Annotated in this window: 12 protein-coding genes; all 12 read left to right on the forward strand. The window is 43.8% G+C overall.

The window, feature by feature from the left end; translation table 11 throughout:
* Positions 1–7 precede the first annotated feature (7 nt).
* The 12 genes from AB4Z50_RS16055 to AB4Z50_RS16110 all read left to right on the forward strand — a co-directional run bounded on the left by AB4Z50_RS16055 (position 8) and on the right by AB4Z50_RS16110 (position 19,015).
* Positions 8–1,531, forward strand: a complete 1,524-nt coding sequence (locus tag AB4Z50_RS16055; protein WP_441880554.1) for an ABC transporter substrate-binding protein — start codon at positions 8–10, stop codon at positions 1,529–1,531.
* Between the two features lie 119 nt (positions 1,532–1,650).
* Complete coding sequence (locus AB4Z50_RS16060; RefSeq protein WP_441880556.1) at positions 1,651–3,378, forward strand: histidine kinase; 1,728 nt, start codon at positions 1,651–1,653, stop codon at positions 3,376–3,378.
* A gap of 78 nt (positions 3,379–3,456) precedes the next feature.
* Positions 3,457–5,061, forward strand: coding sequence for a response regulator transcription factor (locus AB4Z50_RS16065; RefSeq protein ID WP_441880558.1), 1,605 nt, complete (start codon positions 3,457–3,459; stop codon positions 5,059–5,061).
* 181 nt (positions 5,062–5,242) lie between these two features.
* A complete protein-coding gene (locus AB4Z50_RS16070; protein ID WP_441880560.1) occupies positions 5,243–6,208 on the forward strand; it encodes a metallophosphoesterase family protein in 966 nt (321 codons plus the stop codon).
* A gap of 30 nt (positions 6,209–6,238) precedes the next feature.
* Positions 6,239–7,828: a DUF4091 domain-containing protein gene (locus AB4Z50_RS16075; RefSeq protein ID WP_441880562.1), complete on the forward strand. Its 1,590-nt coding sequence runs from the start codon at positions 6,239–6,241 to the stop codon at positions 7,826–7,828.
* Positions 7,829–7,949: 121 nt separating this feature from the next.
* Positions 7,950–8,963, forward strand: coding sequence for a sensor histidine kinase (locus AB4Z50_RS16080; protein ID WP_441880564.1), 1,014 nt, complete (start codon positions 7,950–7,952; stop codon positions 8,961–8,963).
* Positions 8,953–10,389, forward strand: a complete 1,437-nt coding sequence (locus AB4Z50_RS16085) for a response regulator transcription factor (RefSeq protein ID WP_441880566.1) — start codon at positions 8,953–8,955, stop codon at positions 10,387–10,389. The genes AB4Z50_RS16080 and AB4Z50_RS16085 overlap by 11 nt, the downstream gene beginning before the upstream one ends.
* Positions 10,390–10,680: 291 nt before the next feature.
* Positions 10,681–11,994 carry an ABC transporter substrate-binding protein gene (locus AB4Z50_RS16090; RefSeq protein WP_441880568.1) on the forward strand — a complete coding sequence of 438 codons (1,314 nt, stop codon included), beginning with the start codon at positions 10,681–10,683 and terminating at the stop codon, positions 11,992–11,994.
* Between the two features lie 84 nt (positions 11,995–12,078).
* Positions 12,079–15,021, forward strand: a complete 2,943-nt coding sequence (locus AB4Z50_RS16095) for an extracellular solute-binding protein (RefSeq protein WP_441880570.1) — start codon at positions 12,079–12,081, stop codon at positions 15,019–15,021.
* Positions 15,022–15,039: 18 nt separating this feature from the next.
* Positions 15,040–16,014: a carbohydrate ABC transporter permease gene (locus AB4Z50_RS16100; RefSeq protein WP_441880572.1), complete on the forward strand. Its 975-nt coding sequence runs from the start codon at positions 15,040–15,042 to the stop codon at positions 16,012–16,014.
* Positions 16,015–16,019: 5 nt separating this feature from the next.
* A complete protein-coding gene (locus AB4Z50_RS16105) occupies positions 16,020–16,901 on the forward strand; it encodes a carbohydrate ABC transporter permease (RefSeq protein ID WP_076271716.1) in 882 nt (293 codons plus the stop codon).
* A 20-nt stretch (positions 16,902–16,921) separates the two neighbouring features.
* Complete coding sequence (locus tag AB4Z50_RS16110) at positions 16,922–19,015, forward strand: YIP1 family protein (RefSeq protein WP_441880574.1); 2,094 nt, start codon at positions 16,922–16,924, stop codon at positions 19,013–19,015.
* The last annotated feature ends 5 nt before the right edge of the window (positions 19,016–19,020 follow it).

Here is a 19,020-nt window from a genome sequence, read left to right on the forward strand (position 1 = left end):
GGTTACGTTGAAGAAAAAGCTGCAAATCGGATTAACCCTGATCATCATTGTTATGCTAGTTCTGTCCGGATGCGCACAGAACAAAACAGGAGGTTCCAACACTCCAAAAGAGGATACGAATAACACACCATCCAATGAGACTGGTGATGCTGCAAGTCTCAAGCCTTACAAAATTACATTGATTTATCCTGGTGCTGTGCCTAAGGATCTAAAGCTTGTTCAGGATGAAATGAGCAAATACTTAACAGAAAAAATCAACGCAACTATCGAATTGAAACCGATTGATTGGGGCTCTTGGACAGACAAGACTAACCTGATGAAAATTTCCGGCGAATCCTTTGATCTCATCTTTACTGCCGGATGGTTTGGTTATGGATTAGACGTATCCAAAGGACAATTTGTAGAACTGACAGATCTCATTGCAAAACACGGTAAAGATATCCCTGCCATTTTGGGCGATGATTTTATGAAAGGCGCACAAATTAGCAACAAGACTTATGGCGTTCCTACCAAAAAGGAATTCGCACAAGGTTTTGGTTTCCTTCTAAACAAAGAATTGGTTGATAAATATAAATTCAATACTGAAGGAGTTAAAACTCTGGAGGAAATGGAAGAAATGTTTAAAGTAATTAAAGAAAAAGAACAAGGTATAGTACCCGTTGTTAGTAATAAATTTGCAAACACTTGGGGAGCAGCTAATTACGATAGCGGTATAATTTCACGTGACAGCAAAGAGTTGAAAGCTATTGATACCCTAGAAGACCCTAAATTTATTGATTTTCTTAAGCGTATGAGACAATGGAATCTTAATGGTTGGTTCGATAAGGATGTTATGACTTCAGATTCAAGCGGTCAAGCAGAGAACATGATGAAAGCCGGCAAAGCCTTTGCAATCGGTTCATCATTGAAGCCTGGTAAAGATAAAGAAATGTCTGTAACAATGGGATTGCCGCTCGTACAAGTTGAGACAGCTCTACCTTATACAACAACAGGTGAAGCAAATGGAGCATTGCTATCGATTTCCCGTACATCCAAGGATCCTGAGAGAGCAATGATGTTTCTTAATATGCTGTATACGGATGCTAAGCTTCTTAATATGCTGGATTGGGGAATTGAAGGTACGCACTATGTTAAAAAAGCAGACAACGTCATTGATTATCCAGAAGGCGTAACCGCTGAGACACAAGGCTACCCGAGCCCAGGCGGTTGGATGTTCGGAAATCAGTTCATCTCATACCTGTGGGTAAACGAAGACGCTGACAAGTGGGAACAATTCGAGAAGTTCAACCAAAGTTCCGAACGCTCTATCGCTCTTGGCTTTACCTTCGATGAGGCACCAGTTAAGGCTGAGAAGGCTGCAGTCGGTAACGTAGATAAAGAGTTCCAGATGGTTCTGAACTCAGGTGCTGTCGATGATGTGGAAGGAACAATTGCCAAGTATAAAGCTAAGCGTAATGCTGCGGGATACCAGAAAATTTTGGAAGAACAGCAGCGCCAGCTAGACGAGTGGGCCAAAGCGAATACGAAATAAGTTATATGCAGGAGTTGGAGAGTAAACCTCCAACTCCTCCTTCTTTTCCAACCTGATGAGATATGCCATAATAAAATGCAAAAGGTATACCGACATGAAGGAATAGGGGAAGAACTGCGATGAATCCTAAAGGCTCTTTGCGTTTCAAGTTAACGGTCGGCTTTATTACCATTACGTTGCCTCTAGTCTGTCTGCTGCTTTACAGTAATTACACGGCCTCCAATTCCGTACGAGAACAAGCGGCGGAGTCGAGCAAAAGTATGATCACACTATATTCTAACCAGATCCAGACTGCGCTTGGCATAGAAACTAATTTTCTATACGATTTAGCAACCGCGGATGTGGATATTCTGTCATTGAACAAGATGGTCTACAACTCTAACGAATATACATTGACCAAGATGCGGATCCTGAACAGCTTAAGCCGATATAATCGGTTTGACAGCACTGTAGATATTCAGTTCGCCTATTCTAACGCATATCTTGATCTGATTCATACCAATATCAAAACAGCCTCTTACGATGAAAATTTGGCCATCAAGCAAGGCCTTCAGGACTTGCTTGACACAGTAAAGCCTGGCAGCCCATTATTTTCAGGGTGGAGGGTAGTTAGCTCTGGTAACATACATGGCTTGGTACGCATTGTGGATTCGGGCGCTGGTGTATACTTGGGAGCATGGGTTCGCCTGGAAAAGCTGATGATTCCTCTGGATCTGATTCAGCTTGGAAGAGAAGGCTTTGCTGCTCTTGCGGATAGTGAGGGGAAACTGATCACCGGAAGCTTCGATGTTGGCGGTTTCGCCGATCCTCCTCTTATTGACTTCTACGAGAAATACCAGAGGATTATGGGAGAAAAAGATACCTACATTGTCGTTAGTAATCCAATTATCTCAACGGATGTTACGCTGGCTGCGTTCATTCCGGAAAAGCGAATGCTTCATAATCTTGCTCGTTTTCGTATGATTATTGCTTGGATTCCGGTATTTGCCGTTGTGCTGCTCTCTCTCTATTTGATTTATCTTAACGGTATTATTCTCAGGCCGATGAATGAATTAATAAAAGGCATGCGCACTCTCAAAAGAGGGGACTGGGCATATAGGCTGAACAATTCGCCTTCTAGGGAGTTTTATATGGTCAATGAAACCTTCAATGACATGGCGCATCAAATTCAAAAACTGAAAATTAACGTTTATGAAGAACATATTCGAGCTCATAAGGCGGAGCTTAAGCATTTACAGCTGCAAATTAATCCGCATTTCCTGCTCAACAGCATTAATGTGGTCTATAACCTTGCTCAGCTCAAAAATTATTCCGTAATTCAAGCGATGTGCCTTAATCTAGTGAAATACTTTCGCTTTACGACCAAAACGAGCAAGCAGTTTGTTACTCTCTCCGAAGAGATGGAACATATGGACAGTTATTTGCGTATTCAGCAGCTCCGCTTTCCCGAAAGGATAACCTATCGGTTTGTGATGGATGAGGACTCGAAGAAGGTACAGATTCCTCCCCTGATCGTGCAGCCTTTTATCGAGAATGCAATCAAATACGGTTTCGACTTCATGGATGATCCTTTTCATATTGAGATTCATTCCATAATAGATACCGATCAAAAACGTTGCCGCATTCGGATTGTTGACAACGGTTGTGGATTCTCGCAAGAGCTGCTGGACTCCTTACGGAGTGGTCACTATTTCCATCAAACAAATGATCAGCATTTGGGCATTTGGAATAGCTATCATCGCTTGCAGCTTCTTTACGGCAACACCTTTCGCTTGGAATTCGATAATTGCGCTGACTCTGGCGCTCTAATAGAGCTGGAGATTCCTGTCGAGGCTCCAGTAGATTAGGGTATAGCGTTGACTCGGATTATAATAGACAGGTTTTTGATTCCAATAGATTTATCATGATAGCAGGAGGCGAAGAGCTTGCAGGTTCTGATTGTTGATGATGAGATGTACTCCGTCATGGGGATAAAGGATGCAATCAACTGGGATGCACTAGGTGTCTCTGCGGTATTCGATGCCTATAACATGAGAGAGGCTGTTAAGATCTTTCAGGAGCAAGAAATTCAAATCATGATTAGTGATATCGAAATGCCGAAAAACACAGGAATCGAATTGCTAGAGTGGGTAAACGAGAATTCCCCGAATACGGAGACGATCTTCTTGACGGCTCACGACGATTTTAGGTTTATGCAGCGGGCCGTTCAGCTCAGCAGCTTTGACTATATGATGAAGCCTGTGGAATATGAAGTCTTGGAAGAAGCGATCCGGAAAGCTATTCTTAGTGTGAATAAGAAGAGTGCAGAACTGGTACAGAGCGAACAATACAAGCCATATTATGAGTTGTGGAACAAAAAAAAGACGCTGCTTAGCGAACGCTTCTGGTACGATCTGCTGTCAGAACGTATTGTGGCTAGAGAGAATGACAACTGCAGCCTGCCAGCTGAGTACGGCATAACATTGAAGCCGGATGATCGACTGCTTCCAGTCATAGTCAGCGTAGAAAATTGGAAGAGGGAACTCAGCACGCGGGATGAGGAAGTGATGGAGTACGCCATTCGTCAATCCTCCTCCGAGCTGTTGATTGCCGACTCACGAGGAGAGGTCGTTCAGACCAAGAACGGTGTCACGTTGGCGATCCTCTACTTCTCACCGGAAGAGGAGTCCACGCTTCGTGATCGTATTGGTGATAGATGCAATATGTATATTGATGCTTGCAGTCAATACTTAAACTGTACGGTATCCTGCTACATCGGTGAGCCTGTGAGACTGCATGAGTTAACGGTGATGTATAAGACGCTGTTGTCCATGGAGTACAATAATCTCAGTGAGTCCAATCAACTGAACTGGCTTAGCAAGCAGAGTCCAGATCCTTTTCCAGATCCTTGCTTGCCTGACTTTACGGCTTGGGCGCTGCTGCTCGAAAACGGCAAAGAAAAAGAACTGGTTCAGCAGCTGAGGAATAGTCTTCAGGAGCTGGCTTCGGATCGACGATTTGGTGCAAACGCGCTGCAAGCCTATTATCAGGGATTTCTGCAGATGATTCACTACCTGCTGCAGAAGAAAGGTCTCTCTGCCCATCAACTGCTTCAAGACACTAGCGTTCCTCAAATGAAAGCGCCTCCGCGTACGCTAGAGCAGATGGAAGAGTGGGGTATAAATCTGATTCAAAAGGTATATTGCTATCTCTTTCAGGAAGAGTCAGTCATTCCGCGTCTTAAAGCATTTATTGCTGATCATCTCAGGGAGAATATCACCCGGGAAATGCTCGCAGAATACGTTCATCTCAATCCTGCTTATCTCTCCCGTTTGTTTAAAAAGGAGGTAGGGATGAGTATTACAGATTATTTGCTTAACGAGAGGATGCGGATTGCCAAAGCGTTGATTGCCAGCTCGACAATGCCGATTTCAGAGATCGCTCAATCGATTGGATATAGTAACTTTTCCTACTTCTCTAAAATGTTCAAGCGTGTCTATCAAGCGAACCCCCAGCAGTTTAGGAAGCTTTCTGGCAGCTCGAATAGCTGAATTGTTCGTTGTTTTTCATCGCCGCCCGATTAATTGGGCGGCTTTTTTTTTTGCCGCAGCTTATAGAAAGTAATGAAGTCACCAGTCTGTTAGTAGATAGTCATTATTCTGGTAGAGTGAAATGGGCTGTGTTCATACAATTCAAGTACAGCATTCTTTACAGTGAAAGGAGATCAGCCGGATGAGCAATAAAATGAAATTTCGTGAGGATGGTACCTTCGTCATTGTCCAATTCTCTGATGTGGAGTTTATAGACGCGGGAGATTATGACCCGGATACACCGGAATTTAATCGCTTGACAAGGGCGACAATGGAAAGCGTTATCAAACAAGAGAAGCCGGATCTAATCGTATTTGCCGGTGATGTTACAGCTAGCGCCAGAGGAAATGATCCGATTCAATCCTTACGCGATGCTGTCGCGGTAGCGGAGGAGAGCGGCATACCATGGGCAGCTGTTTTCGGCAATCATGATTCAGAAGGAGCCGTTTCTCGTGAGCAAATGCATGAAGAACAGCTAGCCCACAGCTACTGTGTCGCTGAAGCCGATCCACCGAATGTAAGCGGGTCTGGTAATTATATCATTACTCTTCTTGACCAAAATGATGAAACGGCCGCTGCTTTGTATTTCCTCGACAGCGGTGATTATTCTTCTAACCCGTCGGTTGGCGGCTATGACTGGATTCGAAGAGATCAAATTGAATGGTATGTCTCCGAATCGCAGAAATTGTCGTCCATTAACAATGATTCGCCCTTACCAGCATTGGCGTTCTTTCRTATTCCTCTGCCGGAGTATCAAGAGGTATGGAATAATCAGACTTGTCTGGGACACTGCTTTGATGGAGTAAGCGCACCGGTTATAAATTCCGGTTTCTTCTCGGCGATGGTGGAGATGGGAGATATAATGGGGACGTTTGTTGGTCATGATCATGCGAATGACTTTAGCGGAACGCTGCATGGTATCCGCCTTTGTTACGGCCGATCTACGCGATATGTGAGTTATGTGGATAATGTCCGCAAGGATCATTTTCAAACGGGAGCAAGAGTTATCCGATTAAAGGCAGGCGAGCGGAATTTCGATACATGGATTCGCCAAAATGACGGAACGATTGCGGTTTTGCCTGAGCATTATCCGAACCAGTCCGACTAATTATAAAAGCTTGTGCGAGGAGGCTTGTTGATGAATTGGCAAATATTCGATGTGAATGAGTGGGTTTATCCGGATACTGAATTATCAGATGCAGGGGCGAGAAGCATTAATCTAGAGACGGCGCGAGGCACCTATGTTGGCTGCCAAATATTGTTGGAGGGACTCCCTTCTAATGCGAAAATAACATGGGAATATGTCTCGGCCGAGTCTGGATTTGTGAAGAATACGTCCATGTATCAGCTCATTGATGTTCAGGTGAATGAGAATACAGGGCCGGATTATTCCACCGTACCTGTAGGCACTCCAGCCGATTATGTAACACGACTTGCGCCGTTCCGTGTATATGATGCTTTAAAGCCGGTCGGCAAGGAATTCCAAGTGCGTGCTGAGAAAGATGCCCTATATGTTTGCTGGAAAGTGGACGAATCCGCAAATCCACATCAGCATGTCGGAGAGCTCCGTTTTCATATTGATGGCAATAGCTATGTCATTCCTGTTGAAATAGAGGTCTTTAAAGCTAAAGTTGCCAAAGAGGAAACGCTGTCGATTACGAATTGGTTCTCATTTGGCAATATAGCAAATTGGCATAACCTCGAAAAATGGTCGGAGCCCTTCTGGAACATGGTTTACCAATACGGAGAAGCGATGCGCCGAACTCGTCAAACTCATTTTTTAGTCGGCATGGAATTGGTTGATATCAAGGAAACGGGAAGCGGAAGCTATGAATTTGACTTCTCGCGTGTCGAGACGTTAATCAAAATGTTTTTAGGTCTGGGCTTCACCCGTATAGAAGGCGGGCATATAGCTGGCCGAAGAGGCTGGGACGATTCTTTTTTCGTTTTAAACTATGATACCAACATAAAAGCAACAAGCCCGGAAGGCTATACATTTATATCGCAATACCTATCTTCCTGGAACAAGTTCCTTGCCACTAATGGCTGGTTGAGCTTAACCGTACAGCATATTGCTGATGAACCGCTTGAAGAGTCGGCTCAAGATTATCGGGTCTTGGCAGGCATAGTTAGAAAGTTCATGCCGGGGGTTCCACTTATTGACGCAATCATACATACGGAACTGGAAGGAGCATTAGATATTTGGGTGCCAACGAATAGGGACTATGATCGTAACAAATCAGCTTACGAAAAAATTCAGGCTGGCGGCGATACATTATGGTTTTATACATGCTGGAACCCAGGCGGTCATTATATGAATCGCTTTCTAGATATTCCGCTTCTCAAAACAAGATTTCTGCACTGGGGCAATTACTTATACAAAATGGATGGCTATCTCCACTGGGGATTGAATTATTACCTGGAAGGCCAAGATCCATTTGAATTGACAAATCCCATGCTTGCTCCAAGCGTTCACGCCAAAAGGGTGCCTGCCGGCGATACTCATATCGTCTATCCGGGTACAGATGGACCTTGGCTAAGCATGAGGCTGGAGTCGATGAGGATGGGCATTGAGGATTATGAATTGCTTCAACAGATAGCTCAAGCTGACCGTAAAATAGCGGATGAGCTGGTAAACTCCTGCATGACAAGCTTTACAGAAGCAAATACCGATGCAGCAGCATTTCAGCAAGTACATCGACGATTGCTAGAAGCCGCATCCATCTGATTCATACCTTACTAACACCATAACTTCCTGCTAAGCGCTTGATATTTTTATTTATCAGTTTCTTAGTGGGGAGTCCCCACATCATTTTCATCAACCTACGCATGAGAATGGAGCGATAGACGTGTCCTTGCTGCGTAAGCTTTCGATTCGTTCACAGTTATCCATAATCGCGTTATCCATCACCTTTGTCTTATTTTTCATTTTATGCACCAGTTATTTGCAAATGGCTAAGATCATTAGCTCAAACAGTGAAAAATATTCGAGCGAGATTGTAGATATGATCCCTAAAGACGCACTTATGCGCGACATGAACGAGATTCGCTTTTCTTTTATTTGGATATTTGTGTTTGGAGCTGTTATCGCAGCAGTTATGTTCACTATTATTACAAGCAACATTTTGCTTCACAAGAACGATTCCTTAGCCAAAGAGCTTCTGGATACAAATGCGGTGCTTTCCTTCATGCAGCTAGAGAAGAAGAAAGCTGAGCTTGCATCCCTGCGCTGCCAAATTAATCCTCATTTTCTCTATAATACGCTGGAAATGATCAAAGGAATGGCTGCAGTAAAAGGGGTTCTTGAAATTAGAGAGGCTGCCGCTTTGCTTGGAAGTATATTTCATTACAGCGTTAAGGGGGGAGGAAATGTTCCCCTGGACACGGAGCTTTCTATCATCGAGTCATATTTACAAATTCAAAAGCTGCGTTTTGGTACCCGCTTTAGTGTGAAATTTGATATCGATGGTCTTGCCCGCAACTGCCATGTGCCGAAGATGATTTTACAGCCAATTGTCGAAAATGCGGTTTATCACGGACTAGAGTTAAGTGAAAAGCAAGGTTTATTAAGGATAAGCGCTTATCTGGATGTGTACAGAGACTTGATTATCGTCATTGAGGACGATGGGGTAGGGATGAATCAAGCTCAACTGGAGCGGGTCCAATCTACATTGTCGGACTCGGAGCCGAGTGGATTGCTGATAGGCGAGAGAGATAATAGCATCGGTTTTGCCAATGTGAATGTAAGGATCAAGCTGATTTGTGGTTCAAAGTATGGACTTGATATTGCTAGCAAGGAAGGTGAAGGAACTCGGGTAACGATGAAGCTGTCGACGAAGGGGGAATTTTCGAATGTATTATAAGGTTCTGCTAGTTGATGATGAAGCATGGGTTGCTGAGAGTCTTAAGGCGAGTGTTAATTGGCATGCTTATGGGTTTGAGGTTGTAGGAATGGCTCATAACGGGACAGAGGCACTGACCATGTTTGAAGCTATACTTCCGGATATCGTATTCACCGATATCCGTATGCCAGGTATGAATGGTCTGGAGCTAATTAAAAAAGCACGTGAGCTTCCGCATAAAGCGCAATTTATTGTCGTAAGCGGCTATGCAGAATTTGCTTATGCGCAGAAGGCGCTCACTTATGGTGCGCTTGCGTATTGCCTTAAGCCGTTCGATGAACAGGATATTATATCGATCCTAAGCAAATTTAAGAAAAATAATGAAGCGCAACATGAGACAGCTGAAAATCCACTTCAATTATTTTTGGAAGAACCAAACGAAACGAATCGCAATAAGCTTACATACAAGCTCGAACAATATGGCCTAATCGATGGCTTTAATAATGGAGTTGGCCTAATCGTCTGTTCCACTATCGGTAATGAGTCAGTACAGGCTTCAGAAAACTATTTGCAGGTTAAGATCGGAAGATCAAAGTCTCTGTATCTCGTGGCATGGGCTCAATTGGAGAAGACAATTAATGAAATAAGCAAAGGGATGCCTGATCGGATCCGTGGAATTGGCGTAAGTGAAAAAATAACAGAAATAGAGAAACTAAAAGAATCGGTTGAAATCGCGAATTCATTAGCTGATCATTATTTTATTGCTGGTAAAGCAGCGATATTTCGCAAAAAAAACCCGATACGCAAACCTTTTAACGAAATGCTGAAGAGAATTGATGATGCTATTCGAATAGGTAATATAGCTGCTGCGAATGTTGCTTTTGACCAAGTACTCGTCCTGTTCAGAGAAGGAAGTCTGGCTATGAGCCATGCACTCCAGCTTTATAATATCGTACTTTCATTCATGTACCAGTTTGGAATTGAGCTGTCCGATAAGATGTTATATAGCAATGAACTGCTGCTTGCTTCTTTTGGCTCTCTATCTGAAATGATTCATTGTTTACGTCAATATGTAAGCAGATATATTCTTGAAGCGACCGAAAACGTCTCACAAGAAATTAGCAATGAAACCTTTAGAGCTATTCTGAACTATGTAAATCAAAATTACATTCAAGATATATCGATACAGAGCTTATCGATCAAGTTTTATACAAACCCTAGTTATATCAGTCAATTATTCAAAAAGGAAGTAGGTGAGACGTTTACAGCATATATCGCCAAATTACGCATTACCTATGCCTGCAAGCTGCTTGGCAATACTAATTTAATGGTGGGTGAAATTGCAGAAAAGGCGGGATATCAGGATTATTTCTACTTCACAAAAATTTTCAAAAAAGTTGTTGGTACCACGCCATCAAGGTTCCGTGCGGAGATGAAGCTCGCGTAGGTGCTTCTTTTATTAGAGGGTATACCTGCTCACGATGTAGTAGTATGTAAAATTTTTAGATAATCTATCGTTATTTATTATGAGATTTGATGGACCTTATCATTTAGGTTTTTTATGTAGAAAAAGTATGAATTTGTACAGATACCTCGCTTTAAACCAAACTCTTATAATTAGGATTACAACCAAATGTAACCGCTTTCAAATATACTCCAATCCTTATACATTAGGCGATCATTCATTTGGGTTTAGTAAGGTATGTATCCAAAAAATGATATTAAGGGGGAAAGAAGAATGAAGCTAAAATTATTAACGATGATGCTGGTGATTGCAATGTTTGTATTTACTGGCTGCTCGCAAAATTCCGGATCTAATGCGTCTAAGGATGAGCCAACCCCGGCTCCTACAACTGAGACTTCCGAGGAGACGGCAACAGAAGCGCCACCTTCTACTGCGCCAGTCGATGAGAAGATTGACTTTAAAGGCGGAACGATCCGCATCGGGCAATGGTGGGGAATGGAAAACTATTTGAATGAGGAAGAGAAGGAAATGCAACGCAAAGCAGAGGAAAAATACAATGTGAAAATTGAGTATGTAACCGTACCTTTCGCTGAGATTCAATCAAGAATAGTAACCACTTCCGTAGCAGGGCAGCCTTTTGCCGACATTATTATGATTCCGACGGAATGGGCTATTCCGAAGATGGTTAAAGAGGGGTATCTTCGCAATATTGACGACCTAGTGGATATGAAAGACCCTAACTGGAATCAAGTTATGTTGAAGAATGGCAGCTACGGGGGGAAGCAGTACAGCTTCACCGACAAGGACAATAACGGCAATGGATTCTACTATAACAAAACGTTAATTCAGAAATTCGGTTTAGAAGATCCTTATGAATTGCAGGAAAAGGGCGAATGGACTTGGGATAAGTTTCTAGCGATGACCAAAGCCGCTACGAAGGATGGCGTATTCGGCGTAACTCCCTATGATACAGCTTCGAGCCTAACGCTTCCTTTCATTTACTCCAATAACGGATCTGTAACGAAAGATGACCAAATTACATTCGAGGAACCGGAAGCATTAGAAGCTATTCAGTTTGTCTCCGATTTATACAATGTTCATAAAGTTGTGGGCGGATCTTTTGTGGAAGGTAAAGCGCTATTCTATCCTGGAGCTCGTTGGGTTTCAGCAGATTTCAATGGCAGCTTGGCTGATGACTGGGGTTATGTATTCTTTCCTAAGGGTCCTAAAGCAACCGAATATGTTGTTCCAATAACTGTAAACATGTGGAATCTGATGGCGGATGTAGAAAACCCAAAAGCAGTTATGACAGTTTGGCAGGAGCTTTATGAGAGAAACCCTGAAAAAGGCTATGATGGCGTAATTCGTGGAGAAGAAGCTAACTTTAGAAGTGAAGAGGGCCTCAATACGCTGCGTAAAATGCTTGGTAACGGAACGGTGATGCAGTTCTTTGCCTATGATGGCTTTCAGGGCTATTTCAATGAAGCGATTAATAATATCATGACTGGAAAAGCGACACCTGCAAGTGAGCTTGCGAGAATTAAACCGCTTGCTCAGGCTGCAATTGATGTGACTTTGAAGAAATAGGATTTGGTTGCATAAAACGCTGCGCGCACCCCAATTCATTTCTATGGTTGGGGTGCTGCTCATAAGCGGGAAGGGGGATTCCATATGGCCAATGTCAATAAATATGGAATAGTCAAGGTTGTACTTTTAGTGACGCTTTCTGCTGTGTGTATCCTGCCCCAGAGCTTTCAATCAAAGGGGATGTCTATGGTAAAGGCAGCCTCAAATGCTGCTGATACTTCTGAAGCCATCTCGGAGCAGATGCTCGGTAGTAAGAGTGAGGACGGATACGACCAATATTTGGTGAAGCATCAGAATGCGCCTAGGCCAGGGCAAGAGATTATCATTCCAGGAGATACCTTTTCTAAAGTGGTAGACATGAAGGCTAACGTCGTTAACGACATAGCTGGATTGGCGGGTAATGCGGTTGAATCGGATGAAACGGGAAGTATCTCATGGGAGTTCGATGTAACGAATGAAGGCTTATATAATATTGCAATAAATTTTTATCCAATGGAGGGTAAGGGTGCGGATATTGACCGCGAGCTGCTGGTTGATGGAGAAGCGCCGTTTGCTGAGAGCAGAAATTTGGTGTTCGGGAGAGTGTGGACGAGCAAAGCGGAAATTGCACGTGATACGCGTGGGAATGACACCCATGTCCAGCAGGTAGAGCTGCCGATGTGGCAGGAGACATACGCACAAAGTGCGGATGGTCGCCACAATGAACCCTATTTATATTATTTTACTCCAGGGAAGCACAGCATCACTTTAGTTTCCGCAAAGGAAAAGATGCTGATTCGTTCTATCAAGCTGAACCAAGTTGAACAAGCGAAGGATTACGAAGCGGTTGCCGCTGAATATGAGTCGAATGGTTATAAAGATGCTTCTGATGTCATGATCAAGGTTCAAGGGGAATTAGCGGATTTGAAGTCAAGTCAAGTACTTTATCCGATGATGGATCGCAGTAGCCCTTCTACCGAGCCTTATCATATGTCTCAAATCCGACTCAACACGATTGGCGGCTTCAACTGGGCGGAATCCGGTCAGTGGATGACTTGGGATATAGAAGTGCCGGAAGATGGACTTTATCATATCGGCATTAAATATAAACAAAGCTTTCAACGAGGTATGATTTCTTATCGCAAAATGTATATTGACGGCAAGCTGCCGTTTCAGGAGGCTGATGGCATTGCCTTTGGTTTCTCAACGAACTGGGAAATGAATGAGCTTGGAGACGGGAAGAGTCCGTACCAATTTTATTTAACGAAAGGCAAGCATGAGATTAAGCTTGAAGTGACACTCGGAGAAATGGCATTGCTGCTGCGAACAGTGGAGTCCAGCGTGCTGGATCTAAATTATATTTTCCGGCGCATTATTATGGTGACGGGCACGGTACCGGATGAATATCGGGATTATCAGCTTGACAAAAAAATTCCAGAGATGATTGAAGTTTTCACCAAACAAATGGAAGTGTTGAAATCTATAGTTGAGCGTGTAGAGAAAATATCTGGTGGCAGCAGTGATCGCACAGCTTCATTGAATCGGCTCATTTTTCAGCTGCAAGACATGGTAGATGCTCCAGAGACAATAGCACGCCGGTTAGAGACGTTCAAATCCAATACAAGCTCATTAGGAGATTGGATTTATTCCATCAATTATATGCCTTTATCGATTGATTATCTTGTCATCGCCTCACCTGATAAGAAAATGCCTGCTGTCAAAGCGAAGTTTTTCAAAAGAATGAAGCATCAAGTGGGCACGTTCATGCTCTCTTTCTTCACCGATTACAATGTGCTCGGTTCGACGGAGAAAGGCAGTAAAAAAATCACGGTGTGGATGACGCAGGGGATTGATCAGGCAAAAATTGCGAAGCGGCTTATTGATGAGTCATTTACTCCTGAAACCGGAGTTGCCGTCGACATAAAAGTGGTCAGTGAAGGCGTGCTCATGCAAGCCATGCTGGCAGGACGCGGTCCTGATGTTTCCTTCGCTCTGCCGGAAGATAAGCCAGTCAATTATGCCTTGCGGAATGCAGTGGAGGATTTATCCAAATACCCTGGGTTCAACAAGGTGAAGCAGCGCTTCCATGAGAGCGCATTAGTTCCTTATGAATTCAATAAGGGAACATTCGCACTGCCTATTGAGCAGCAATTTCCGGTTTTATTTTATCGGAAGGATATTCTCGAGGAAATGAATCTGGAAATTCCGCAAACATGGGAGGATGTCTTTGAGATTATTCCTGAGCTGCAGAAGCAAAACCTGTTGTTCGGCTTTCCTATTCAGGTTTTGGTGAAAACGGGGGCGAACGTACAAGATAACGCTACATTGCCGGTTAACTTTACCTTTGGTACGATGCTGTTCCAAAACGGCGGGGAAATTTATCGCAAAGGTGATAAAGCCAGCGCACTAGATACTGAGGTGTCTGTTAAATCATTTATCGATTGGACGGAATTATATACGACCTATAAGCTGCCGTTAACGACCGACTTCGTCAACCGTTTCCGCAGTGGAGAGATGCCAATCGCGATTGCTGACTATACGAGATTCAATCTCATCAACGTCGTTGCACCGGAGCTGAAAGGACTATGGAATTTCACTCTTGTGCCAGGACTTGAGCAGGCTGACGGCACTATTCACCGGGAAGTGCCTGCAACTGGAACCGCTGCTATTATGCTGAAGGACAGTAAGCATAAGGAGGAAGCATGGTCCTTCCTAGATTGGTGGACCAGCACGGATGTGCAGGCGAAGTACAGTCTTGAAATTGAAGCCATTTTCGGCCCGGCTGGAAGAACTTCCACAGCTAATCTGGAAGCGGTGGCTCGGATTCCTTGGCAGGTAAAGGATTACAACGTATTAATGGAGCAGTGGAAATGGGCAAAGGGATTGCCTGAGGTTGCTGGCGGATATTTCACTGGCCGTCATCTTGACAATGCTTTCCGCAGCGTCGTTATCTCTAACGAGGATCCACGTGAAGCGATAGACCATTATACGAAATTTATTAATGAGGAAATTGTGAAAAAACGAAAAGAGTTCGGCTTGCCAAACTAGAGAGAGGGGGCGGTTGTATTGTCAGGCCCAAATCAAGCAAGCGTTGAATTGCAGGGTCCAAGCAGATTGAAGAGGCAGCCTAGCGAGAGGCGGAAGAGGCTTGCTCATCTACGGGGCGAGATTAGTGTGAAACGGCATGGCTATGTACTCCTTGCTCCATATTTCATACTCTTCTTTATCTTCACCGCCTTCCCAGTCCTTATGGCATTCGGACTTAGCTTCACGGATTTTAATGTACTTGAAGCGCCAGGGTGGGTGGGTTGGGAAAATTATGCCAACTTGTTCGTCAAGGATGAAGTGTTTCTAATTGCGTTGAAAAATACGCTGCTGTTCGCGGCGATAACCGGTCCGCTCAGCTATATCGTTTGCTTCTTTCTTGCATGGCTCATCAACGAGCTTTCACCTAAGATAAGGTCTGTTATTACGCTTCTATTTTATGCGCCATCGATTTCAGGAAATGTATATTTGATATGGCAAGTTGCCTTCTCTGGCGATTCTTTCGGCTATATCAACGCATTCCTGATGAAATGGGGATTTATTCTTGAACCGATTCAATGGCTGCAGGATCCCAAATACATGCTGGCGATTATTATGCTGGTTCAGCTCTGGTTAAGCCTCGGTACAGCCTTTCTGGCTTTTATCGCTGGATTACAAGGAATGGATATGACGCTAATTGAAGCTGGTGCGATCGATGGCATAAGAAATCGCTGGCAGGAGCTGTGGTTTATTACATTGCCTTCACTGCGTCCGATGCTGATGTTTGGCGCGGTTATGCAAATAACATCTTCGTTCGCGGTCGCAGATGTGGCAACAAGCCTAGTCGGCTTCCCAAGCCCGCAGTATGCGGGACATACAATAGTAACGCATCTGAATGATTTCGGGACRATCCGTTTCGAGATGGGCTATGCTAGTGCGATTGCAACCGTATTATTCGCGATTATGCTTGGCTCGAACTTGGTCGTGCAGAAATTGCTTCGGAAGGTGGGTGACTAGAGAGCATGAATATAAGCTTTCGTCTGCGTCGAGAGAAGAAACTCAATCGTTCCCTTCCTGTTGATATAGCTCTATTTCTAATATTGCTAGGAGCGGGAGCATTCATGGCAGTGCCTTTCGTTTTCATGATCAGCACTGCGTTAAAGCCTTTGGATGAGATGTTCCTGTTTCCTCCCACATTTATTGTACGTTCTCCGACAGTGGATAATTTTTATGATTTGTTACTTATTTTTTCTGATTCATGGGTACCGCTTTCTCGCTATGTGTTTAATACGGTCTTTGTTGCATTAACCGGCACGGTCGGGCACGTCATTTTAGCTTCCATGGCAGCGTATCCGCTAGCGAAGCTGAAGCTTCCAGGCGGCAATATCCTATTCGGGATTGTTATCCTGTCGCTGATGTTTGCATCTCAGGTAACTTCCATTCCCAACTATTTAACGATTACGTGGCTGGGTTTGCTCGACTCTTATTGGGCGCTGATTTTCCCGGCTCTAGCAACTTCGCTGGGGTTGTTTCTAATGAAGCAATTTATGGAGCAAATCCCTGATGCGATAATTGAAGCCGCGAAGATTGATGGTGCGAGCGAGTACCGGATCTTTTGGACCATAGTCATGCCAATGGTTAAGCCAGCGTGGCTAACGCTTATTATTTTCTCCTTTAAAGGCTTATGGGGAACAGGCAGCGGGGGCCAAGGCGCTTCCTATGTGTTTAGTGAACAGTTAAAAACGATGGATTATGCCTTTAGCCAAATTTTGTCCGGAGGATTTGCTCGTTCAGGACCGATGGCTGCCGCTGCGCTCATTATGATGCTTGTGCCGGTCACGATCTTTATCGTGACGCAAAGCAGCGTGATTCAGACAATGTCGACATCAGGCCTGAAAGAATAAAAGAGAAAGGGGGAACGCAATTGGCGTCCATAAGGGGCATTGCATCATTTCTTATCCTTATGTGCTTCATTACCGGCTTCGCTGTTCCGGCTTATGCTCTGCCTGATCACGGATACAACTATTCCTACTGGGAAGAGGCGGAGCCTGCGCCATATCCTTATCTGGCCGAAAAGCATGTGGACGGATCGGAGCTTGGTATCGGCCATTTTAATGTTCCGCAGGATTTATTTGTTGCCAAGGATCATCGGATTTATATCGCAGACACAGGAAACAATCGTATCGTCAGCTTAGATGAGAATGGCAAACTTATTCGTACGATAGACGGCTTCGACAATAACGGCAAGAAGGAAACCTTCAACAAGCCCTATGGCGTATTTGTCGATGCTTCACAAAATATTTACGTAGCGGATACGTACAACAATCGTATCGTTAACCTCAGCAATGATGGAACTCTCATTCAATTGTTCGGAGCTCCTGAGTCCAGCATAATCCCGGAAGGGTTTCAATATTTCCCCTTCAAGCTGTACGTTGATAAGTTTGATCGGATTTACGTGATTGCACAAGGTGCCTTTGAGGGGATTATGGAGCTTGACGCTTCAGGCGGTTTTAAAGGTTATATCGGAACGAACAAAGTGAGATTTAATCCAACTGACTTGCTGTGGAAACGTTTATCGACCAAGGAGCAAGTCGGGAAAATGGAGTTATTCCTGCCAATTGAATTCAGTAATTTGGATGTCGATGATCGCGGCCTAATCTATGCCGTATCTTCGGAGGCTAATTCGAATACACCAATTAAGAGGTTTAATCCCAGTGGGGAGGACATATTGCGCCGTGAAGGCTATTTCCCTCCGATGGGAGACATTTCGGTTATTCGTCTTGCCCCCACAAAGAGTGTAGTGAGTGACCAAAAAAATAGAGGAAGCTCTAGATTCATTGATGTAGTATCCGATGAAAGCGGCATGTATAGCGGCTTAGACTCCACTCGCAACCGCATCTTTACCTATGACCGCGATGGTAACCTGCTCTATCAATTTGGGGGAATAGGCACACAGGCTAATAACTTTCAAAAACCGGTTGCCCTTTCAATGCTCGGAGAGCGAATAGCGGTTCTGGATAATGAGATGAACCGGATGACGATTTTTGCGCCGACTCGCTATGGCAAACTAATCCGGCAAGCTGTAAAGGCCCATTATGCGGGCAAGGTGGATGAAGCTGCTGATTCATGGAATAAGGTGCTTCAATTAAACGCTAATTTCGATATCGCTTATATTAGTATGGGCAAAGCGTTTCTTAAGAAAAATGAGAACAAGATGGCCATGAATTATTTCAAAAACGGAAATAACAGGAAGTATTATTCAGAAGCTTTCAAACAATACCGCAAGCAATATGTATGGGAACATTTTGGTACCATTATGACGGTTCTACTCTCCGCTGCCGCGCTCTTCGTTGCAATCCGTATCTATTGGGTCAGAAGAAAGCCGAAGCTCTACTTTGTTGAAACCAATATTGTAAAAGCGCCTTTCTATACAATGATGAGACCTTTCAACGGATTCTGGGAGATGAAGTATGAACAGAAGGGTCGAGTGAAAATTGCGCTGATTATTCTGTTGTTACTTGTCGTGACGATGATTTTGAAGCGGCAATACTCTGGCTTTGTTGTTAATTTCAATAAGCTAAGCACACTTAACAGCGTGGATGAGCTCATCTATATTGTGCTGCCATTTATTTTGTTTTGTGTGGCTAACTGGTCACTGACAACATTAATGGACGGTGAAGGAAAGTTTCTTGAGATTATTACGGCTGTTGGTTATTCGCTGCTGCCGTTCATTATTTTGTACCTGCCGCAAGTCGTATTCAGTAATATGATTACGCATGAAGAAGCCCCTTTTTATTATTTGATTGAGTCTGCAGCTATTTGCTGGTTTTTGTGGTTGTTGTTCGTGGGTATGATGACCATTCACCAATACTCTATTTTCAAAACACTACTGACTTTATTCCTCACCGTTGTAGTCATGGTTTTTATTGTTTTTCTATGCATCCTTTGTTTTAGCTTACTGCAGCAGATGACCACTTTCATACTTTCAATCTATTCAGAAATCAGGGCAAGAGCGTGAGGAGG

Source organism: Paenibacillus sp. 2TAB26 (genome assembly GCF_052115145.1).
Taxonomy (GTDB): domain Bacteria; phylum Bacillota; class Bacilli; order Paenibacillales; family Paenibacillaceae; genus Pristimantibacillus.

Coding starts and splice junctions, on each gene's coding strand:
- AB4Z50_RS16060 (WP_441880556.1), top strand. CDS start 1,651: ATGAATCCTAAAGGCTCTTTGCGTTTCAAGTTAACGGTCGGCTTTATT.
- AB4Z50_RS16095 (WP_441880570.1), top strand. CDS start 12,079: ATGGCCAATGTCAATAAATATGGAATAGTCAAGGTTGTACTTTTAGTG.
- AB4Z50_RS16075 (WP_441880562.1), top strand. CDS start 6,239: ATGAATTGGCAAATATTCGATGTGAATGAGTGGGTTTATCCGGATACT.
- AB4Z50_RS16085 (WP_441880566.1), top strand. CDS start 8,953: ATGTATTATAAGGTTCTGCTAGTTGATGATGAAGCATGGGTTGCTGAG.
- AB4Z50_RS16090 (WP_441880568.1), top strand. CDS start 10,681: ATGAAGCTAAAATTATTAACGATGATGCTGGTGATTGCAATGTTTGTA.
- AB4Z50_RS16105 (WP_076271716.1), top strand. CDS start 16,020: ATGAATATAAGCTTTCGTCTGCGTCGAGAGAAGAAACTCAATCGTTCC.